Genomic DNA, 8,210 nt, shown 5'->3' with positions numbered 1-8,210 from the left:
CCGCTGCCCTCAGCTATCACCGCTATGATGCGACATAACAATGGTGCAGGTCTTTCACCTCCACATTGATTGACAGCGCCTCGTGGCGCACGCCGGGTCTTCGGCATTCACGGTCCCGGACCCGGACATATTCGCCGAGGCCCGCGGTGGGCCGGTACCGGTCCCGGCCGAGATCCAGCACTTGCCCTGACAGTGGGTCGGTGATGATGCGGCGCAGGACGGTGTTCGGGCCGGTCGCGATATGGCGGGCGAGTGAGGCGGGAATGTGGCCGTGTCCGGCGAGTTCCGCGGGGTCGTCGTTGAGGCCGAGGTAGGTGAACAGGTCCATATAGAGGAATACCTCCGTGCGTTCACTCACCCCGCCCTGGCCACCGAGAAGGAGATCAAGGGCGACATCGGCGCGCAGTTGGTCGAGGGTGCGAGTCTCGTCCCCGGTTTTGAGGGCCCGTGCTTGACGATCGATCCGGGTGTAGGCGGCGGTCACCTTTTCGACGGGGCCATCTTCGACCTCGATCGACGCCACCCCTGTCTCACCCTGCCGCACCGCCAACCGACGGCCGCCACGATGGTGCTCGGACCGCTTGTCGGCGCCGTCGCGGTCGACCGTGGACGCCGCGTGACCCGCCGCTTTCCGGATCTGCTCGGAATTCTTTCCCGGCAACCGTTCCTCCAGCAGAGCATCCGCGGCCAGGGCGTCCTCGTCGGACAGCCACGCGGTGGCGGCGGCGACTTTCATCGCCCCGAACCCACTCACCTTCCCCTGGTCCATCAGGTTCAGGGTGCGGGGCAGGCGGGTGGTCAACGCGTCGGCGGCAGCGACCATCTCACCCGCATGATTGTCCATAACGGACAGTGCGAAGGCGACTTCCTGTGTCACACTTCTCGCACCGTCCCGGTGGCGGTTCAGCTGGGCCAGCGCACGGAACCGGATCGCTTCCAGACGCGCGATGCCCTCCGACGCCGCGACCGCCACAGCAACGGAATCCCTGTCATCCAAAACCGTCAATGACGTGTTGATTTCCTCCAAGACTCTCGGGTTCGTTATGTCTTCGAGTAGAGCCACAGACGTGGCCTTATGAATGTCCACGCCAAGAAACCTACAACCAGCCACCGACAATTTCGGACCACACGACCAAGACAAGGCATTGCCGAATTTCGGCAATGGAACTGTTCGGCGCAACGCGTTCAGTTCGTGTCGAGTGCGACATCGCCGATCGGTAGTGGGAAGTCGCCGACCTTGCTCAGCGAATCGAGTACGACAACCAACCACCGACAACTGCGGATCACACGGCAAGCCGTCACCGCATTTCGGCAATGGGACTGTTCGGTGCCCAGCCAAAGCCGAACACCGAACAGCGCGCCGCCCTCAGGTCACCTCGCGCACGACCATCCGTTCCGAAGCCCGTTCGATGGCCGCTTCCACCGCACCGACCCGGTCCGCCAGCAGGCCTACCGCGCCGACCGCCCGGCTCATCGGGTCCTCGTCGTCGCCGCCCAACGCCTGCGCCCGCAGGTAAGCCGCCTTCACGTCCGCCCACCGCTGCGCCTCCGTGGCGCTCAGCCGTCCGCGCAATTCCGCCAGCTTGAGCAGGTTGGCCTCGGCACCCGAGGTCAGCGTCTGCGCTTCACCGGCGTAGTGGTCGTCGATCAGCGCTTCCAGTTCGGCGTCGTTCATCGCGGGCACGATCCGGCCCGCGAGTTTGTTCATGTTCCGGTACGAACCCTGCAACTGGAACGGCGGTTCGACCCGGGACGCATCCGCCTGTGCCGCCGAAGCGATGTAGGCCTGGTTGTTCTTCAGCACGATCTGCTGGATCCGGATCAGTTTCCGGAGTACGGCGAGGATCTGCTCCAGTTCGGTCGCCGAGTACGCGTGTTTCAACTGATCCGCCCGGACGGCGCCGTCGCCGCGGGCCAGTCGCACGAGAATGTCCACATCGGACCGTTCGCGGGAGACCAGTGGTGCCAGCACGGTGTTCGCGGTGAGCGAGTTCTCGACGTAGCTCAGCGCGAACAGGTCTTCCTTACCCGACAGGACATCGCCGAGGTTCCACACGTCGGCACGGTTGGCGAGCATGTCCGGGATCCGGAACCGCTTGCCCTGCTCGGTGTACGGGTTACCGGCCATGCAGACCGCGAACCGCTTGCCGCGCAGGTCATAGGTCCGCGTCCGGCCTTCCCACACGCCTTCCATCCGCCGCTGCGCGTCGCACAGCGAAATGAACTTCTGGAGCAATTCCGGCGACGTGTGCTGAATGTCGTCCAGGTACAGCAACACGTTGTTGCCCTGTTCCAGCGCGAACGAGATCTTTTCGACCTCTTGCCGCGCGGTCGCGTTGGGCGCGTCCGCCGGGTCGACCGACGTGACCTCGTGCCCGAGCGCCGGCCCGTTCACCTTGACGAACACCAAGCCGAGGCGGCTCGCGACGTACTCCATGAGCGTCGTCTTGCCGTAACCGGGCGGCGAGATGAGCAGCAGCAGGCCGGACTGGTCGGTGCGCCGGGCATCGCCGGTCGCCCCGAGCTGCTTGGCGAGGTTGTCGCCGATCAACGGCAGGTAGACCTCGTCGAGCAATCTGTTGCGTACGAAGGCACTCATCACCTTCGGCTTGTACTCCGTCAGCCTCAGCCTGTCCCGCTCGGCCGCCACCAGTTCGTTGCGCAACCGTTGGTACGCCCGGAAACCCGGCACCCGGTCACGCCGGAACCGCCCCGTCCTGGCCAGCGTCTCGTCGAGCCGCAGGGTCAGTGACCGGTTGACGATCCGCGGATGCGAACCGAGCAGACCGTCCACAGTGGCCGAAAGTTCCGCCGACGAATCGTAGCGGGGCAGGTCGGCCAGTTCGATCGCGACGGCTTCCGCCAGTTCGTCGGCAGGCAAGCCCGCCGAGTCCACAAAGGACGTCAGCCAGGCTTCGGCGAGCTGGTACCGGTCGGCGAGGTCTTCGAGTGCGCGCAGGTCTTCGGCGAAACTGCGCCTGTCGAGCCGGAACTTGTCAAGCAAGGTCCGCGCGCCACCGCTGGTGACGAACCCCGGCGACGCGTCGGCCAGTTCCTCGAACAGGTACTCACCGGCGAATTCGAGGTCCAGCGCGAGTCCGGACGAGGCGGCGAACGCGGTCATCGCTTCGGTGAGCTCCCGCGCCAGCGAGCCGATCGCCGTGGTGTGCCCGAACGCCTCCCGCACCCGTGCGAGCGACGCCGCCCGTGTCGTCCACGCGGACTTCGCCGCCTCTTCCGCGCCGAACGCCCAGAACAGCTGAGCGGCAGCCCTCGCGGCGGGCGGATAACGCAGCAATCCGGCGCCGGAACGCAGCCGCAGCAACGCGGACAGGATCGCTGCGGCGTCGTGGTCGTGCACACCGCGCGCGTAACCCTCGTCGTACCGGTCCCCCGCGGCGAGCCGGACGACCTCGAGCAGATCGGTCTCCGGCAGTTCCGGCTTTTCGAGCAGGATCGACGTCGCCAGATATTCGGCGCGATAGACCTCGGGCGACTCCGAGACCAGCAACTGGTCCCAGTACGGCCGCGTCGCCTCGAACGACTCGTCCCGCACGGGAGACCGGTAGTCGGTCCCGGTGATCGCGAACTTCATCCCGCCGTCGTGCGGCACCAGCGTGAGGTCGATGTCCTGCGTGTTGACGGCGAAGGTGTTGCGGCCCAGTCGGATCGTCTCCCCGCCCTCGCCGTACAGGTCGAGCCGGTCGCGCAGCGCGCGGCCCGCTTCCTGACGAGCGGCCTTGACCCGGCCTTCGAGTTCTTCGGCCCGCACCTGGTCGCCGAGGTCGCGCAGTTCGGCGACGACGCTGCGCAGCTTCGCGACCATCGGATCGGAGGCGAAGTAGGTGTTGATCTCGTCGACCGAGCCGAGGGTGCCGACCCGCCGGGTCACGCTCGTGAGGATCCGCTCGGCCGAGTCGACCAGCCTGTCCGCGCGTCGTGCCCGCTCGTCGAGCAGCGCCTGCTTGCGCGAGGAGAACGCCTCGTAGACGTCGGTGCGCTTCTCGCCGAGCGACACCAGGAAATCGTCGAATTCGCCGAACCGCGATTCGAGGTTTTCCAGCTGTAGCAGCAATCTGCCGAGCTGCTCGTCGCAGCGGTCCGGGGTGTCCGCGACCGCGAGCCCGCCGGTGATGGCCTGCGCCAGCAGCGCGAACTCGGCCGCGAACTCCGCCCGGCCCTCGGTCTCAAGCAGTTCCTTGCGCCGCGCTTCGAGAGTGGCCCTGGCACGGTTGACCCCGCCGATGACCTCGCCGACGCGTTCGAGGATCTTCGTCCGCACCACGGCGTCCGCGATCTCCAACCCGCCGACGACGTCGGTGAGGACTTCGAGCCCACCGGACTGCTCGTCGAGGCTTTCCACGACCGGGACCGCCTCCGCGACGGTCGCGATCGCGCCCGCGGCGGCGATCAGCCCGTCCACCTCGGCGTGATAGCTCGTGAACGCGTCCTCGCCCTGCAAGAACCGGACGGCCCGCTGGGCAGCCTCGCCGAACTCCGTGTCGAGGTCCGCGATCAGCTTGTCCACGCGGCCGGTGTCGACATAACGCAGTTCCCGCACGGTGACGAGATGGCCGCGCGCACGGTGCATTTCGGCGAGCCTGCGCACCCACGCGTCGGCCGCGTTGAGCGCCTCGCCCCGCACCCTCCGCACGAGTGAAGCGGTTTCGGCGGCGGCCTCTTCGACGGCTTCGGCCGCCTGCGTGGTGAGCGCGGTGACCGTCTCGAATTCGTCGAGCACCTGCTCGGCGGTGACCCGGACGTCCGACAGTGGCGACCGCAGATCGCCGAGTTCGGCCTCGCCGAGCCAGTGGTAGTGGTCGAAAACCCTGGCGCACGCGGCGATCAGGGCCTCGAACACGGCCGCCGACGGCGCCATGTCCTCGATCATCCGGCCGATCGAGAGGCAGTCGGAGATCCCGCGGACCAGATCGGCGTTGCCGACCCGCTCCAGCGGCCCCGTCCCGGCCGGCTGCGACGCGGCATAGGTGTCCGACTGGAACGGCGTCCGCCACACCTGCATCGGGTGCACGCGGCTCGGCTCGTCGGACAGCGCGCGGAACAGCACCATCGTGCCGTCGTCGAACAGCGAGTACCCGTGGCACGGGATCGGGTTCGAGACCTCTTTACGGATCACGTTGTACGGCAGGAGAAGCGAGCGTCCGTCGGCGCGGGCGTGGAAGACGTAGAGCACGTCCTCCCCGTTGGGCGAGCGGATCACGCGCTCGAATTCGAGACCGTCCACAGTGGTGTCGAACGTCTTGCTGACACCGGTGTCGAGGTAGTAACCGCCGGGGAAGATGATCCCGTGGTCCTCGGGCAGCCGTTGGCACGCCTGCCCGATCCCGTCGAGGCGCACCACGTCCCGCGTGCGGGTGTTGAACACCAGGTACCGGTGCTCGGTCTCCTTGTACGGCAACACCCGCAGCAGGATCAGCGGGCCGATCCTGGCGTAGGAGACCTCGGCGTCGGCCAAGCTCTGTAACGGCTCGGCGACCGGTTCGGAGTAGACACCCTCGCCGCTTTCGGTGTTGTTCTCGATCTTGATCGTCAGGTTGCCGCCGACGGTCTCAACGAACACCTCGTCCTCGATCGAGATATGCGGGTGCCGTCCGAGAACGTGCTGCTCGCGACTGGTCTCGACCCATTCGAAGTCGTGCGACGCCGGGAAAACGTGGTCGCGCTCGCCCCTGCTGTCCACATAGGACAGCTTGCCGTCGGCGGCGATACCCCAGCGCAGCACCCGGATGTCCTCGGTCCGCGGACCGATCTGGAACACCGCGAGCAGTTTGCCCTCGACCTGCCGCAGTTGCAGCAGCTTCGCTTGCCGGTAGTACCGGTACAGCTCGGCGAAGTCGCGGACGAACCGCTCGTCGCGCAACAGCTCCGGCAGCTCGTCGGCGGGCACGTCGTCGAAGCGGAAGGCCTCTTCGTCATGGCTGAACCCGTGCAGCGAGAAGACGTCGTCGACCGTCGTCTCAGGCTTGAGCCCGATGAAGACGTTGTAGCCGAACAACATCCGCCCGCCGACCGACACGACGTCCCTCGGCACACAGTTGTTCGCGGTGCGGATCCGTTCCGTGCCGATCAGCGCGAGTTGCGCGCTGCCGAAGACGCCCAGCCGTGCCGTGTTGAGCTCGTCCGCGCGTTTCGCCAGTTCGGCGGCTTGTGCGGCGAGCCGGACGCGGAGCACCTCATAGGTGCCCGCGTCCAGCTCGGTTCCTGCCGCCGGTTCGGTCGCCGTCACTGCTTCGCGGGGGCGAGGGCGGCGACCGACGTGTCGGCGAGGCCGAGCCGCTGCGCCATCGACAGCAGCTCACGCAGCTTGTCGCTGTCCGGGCCGCCCGCCTGCAGCTGCTTGGCCAGGAAGGCCGACAGCGTCAGGTTCTTCACGTCCTCGGTGCTCACCGAGCCGACCAGTTTGGTCAGGTCGTCGGTGAAGCTGCCCGACCCGTCGAGCCACGACTTCCCGAGCGTCTGGATGACGTCCGAGTGCTCGACGAACCCGTCCACGCTCTTGCCGAGGCCGATCGAGCCGATCACCTTCTCGAAGAACATCGTCTCGCCGCCGACGATGTCGATGTCGGCCTTCTCCAGCCCGATGCCCAGCACCGTGGCCTGCGCCTCGGCGACCTCACGCTGCACGTTGAGCGCGGCGAGCCGGATCTCCTTCTCGGCCTCCAGGCGCAGGCGGTACTCCTCGTGCTGGCGGCTGGCGGTGTCGAGTGCGGCCATCGCGGCCGCCTTCTCGGTGAGACCTTCGGCCTCGCCCTTGAGCTTGTCGCGCATCCCGTCGGCGAGCACGATCGCCTTCTCGCGTTCGACGATCGCCTCGGCGCGGCCGACCTTCTCCAGCGCGTCCGCGTCGCGTTCCTTGACCTGCGCCGCGGCGAGACCGATGGCGGCCTCCTCGGCCTGGATGCCTTCCGCCAGGCGGATCCTCGCGCGGGTGTCCAGTTCGGCGGCCTGCTGGCGCGCTTCGGCCAGCGTCAGTTCCTCGCGGGCCTTGTGCTTCGACGCCACCTCGGCGGCTTCCGCGGCCTTGATGTCCTTGACGAGGCTCTCCTGCGCTTCCGCCTCGGCCCGGATGATGATGGCCGAGCGCTGACGCTCCGCCTCTTCGACGACGCGGAGCTTCTTGATGTTCTCTTCCTGCTCCGCCACGGTCCTCTCGACCGCGATCCGCTCGCGGATCACCTCGGCGATGGACCGCTTCTCGGTCTCGACTTCCTTGTCCTTGGCGATCCGGGACAATTCGGTCTCGCGTTCGCGGCCGATGACCTCGAGCAAGCGGTCCTTCTCGATACGCTCGCTCTCGATGGCGATGACGCGCTCGCGGTTCTTGCCCGCGACCTCGATCTCACGCTGCTGGTTCTGGTGCTGGATGCCGAGCTGCTCGTCGGTGCGCAGCCCCGCGGCCTGCGACTTGAGCCGCTCCTCCGCCTGCACCTTGGCGATCTCGGCCTCTTCGCGGGCCCGCATGGTCTCGACCTCGCGGTTCTGCTTGATCTCCGCGTCGGCCTGCCGCCGCTCCAGTTCGAGGATCGCCTCGCGGGCGTCCACGTTCTGACGGGTGATCTCTTTTTCCTCGCTGCGGCGGAACTCGTTGGTGCGCACGTGCTCGATCGCGGTCAGCTCGGTGATCTTGCGGATACCCTGCGCGTCGAGGATGTTCGCGGAATCGAGCTGTGCCATCGGCGTCTGCTCGAGGTAGTCGATGGCCGCGTCTTCGAGGCTGTACCCGTTGAGGTCGGTGCCGATGACGCGGATGATCTGATCGCGGAACTCGTGACGCTTCGTGTAGAGATCCACGAAGTCGAGCTGCTTCCCGACGGTTTTCAACGCCTCGGAGAACTTGGCGTTGAACAGTTCCTGCAGCGTCGCCTCGTCGCTCGCCCGTTCGGTGCCGATCGCCTGCGCGACCTTGATCACGTCCTCGGTGGTCTTGTTGACCCGCACGAAGAACGAGATCCGGATGTCGGCGCGGATGTTGTCCCGGCAGATCAGGCCCTCACGGCCGGTGCGGGTGATCTCCATCGCCTTGACCGAGGTGTCCATGATCTCGGCCTTGTGCAGCACCGGAAGGACGATCGCGCCGGTGAACGTGACGTCCACCCGGCGGACCTTCGAGATGATCAGTGCCTTCCCCTGCGGCACCTTCTTGAACAACCTGGTGATCGTGAAGAGCAAGACCAGGAGGATGACAACTA

3 protein-coding genes are annotated in these 8,210 nt (G+C 66.8%); all 3 read right to left on the bottom strand.

Translation table 11 applies throughout. The annotated features are described in order from the left end of the window. Positions 1–22: 22 nt before the first annotated feature. The 3 genes from ACLARN_RS42440 to ACLARN_RS42430 all read right to left on the bottom strand — a co-directional run bounded on the left by ACLARN_RS42440 (position 23) and on the right by ACLARN_RS42430 (position 8,190). Positions 23–1,063: a DUF222 domain-containing protein gene (locus tag ACLARN_RS42440; protein ID WP_409497148.1), complete on the bottom strand. Its 1,041-nt coding sequence runs from the start codon at positions 1,061–1,063 to the stop codon at positions 23–25. Between the two features lie 303 nt (positions 1,064–1,366). Beyond that, positions 1,367–6,247, bottom strand: a complete 4,881-nt coding sequence (locus ACLARN_RS42435; RefSeq protein WP_409497147.1) for a DNA repair ATPase — start codon at positions 6,245–6,247, stop codon at positions 1,367–1,369. Continuing rightward, complete coding sequence (locus ACLARN_RS42430) at positions 6,244–8,190, bottom strand: flotillin family protein (RefSeq protein ID WP_409497146.1); 1,947 nt, start codon at positions 8,188–8,190, stop codon at positions 6,244–6,246. Before ACLARN_RS42430 ends, ACLARN_RS42435 begins: the two co-directional genes overlap by 4 nt. Positions 8,191–8,210: the final 20 nt, after the last annotated feature.

The sequence above is a fragment of the Amycolatopsis sp. cmx-11-12 genome (genome assembly GCF_046269425.1).
In the GTDB taxonomy this organism is placed as follows: Bacteria; Actinomycetota; Actinomycetes; order Mycobacteriales; family Pseudonocardiaceae; genus Amycolatopsis.
The sequence above is the reverse complement of the archived record's forward strand: the minus strand, read 5'-3'. Positions and strand labels throughout refer to the sequence as shown.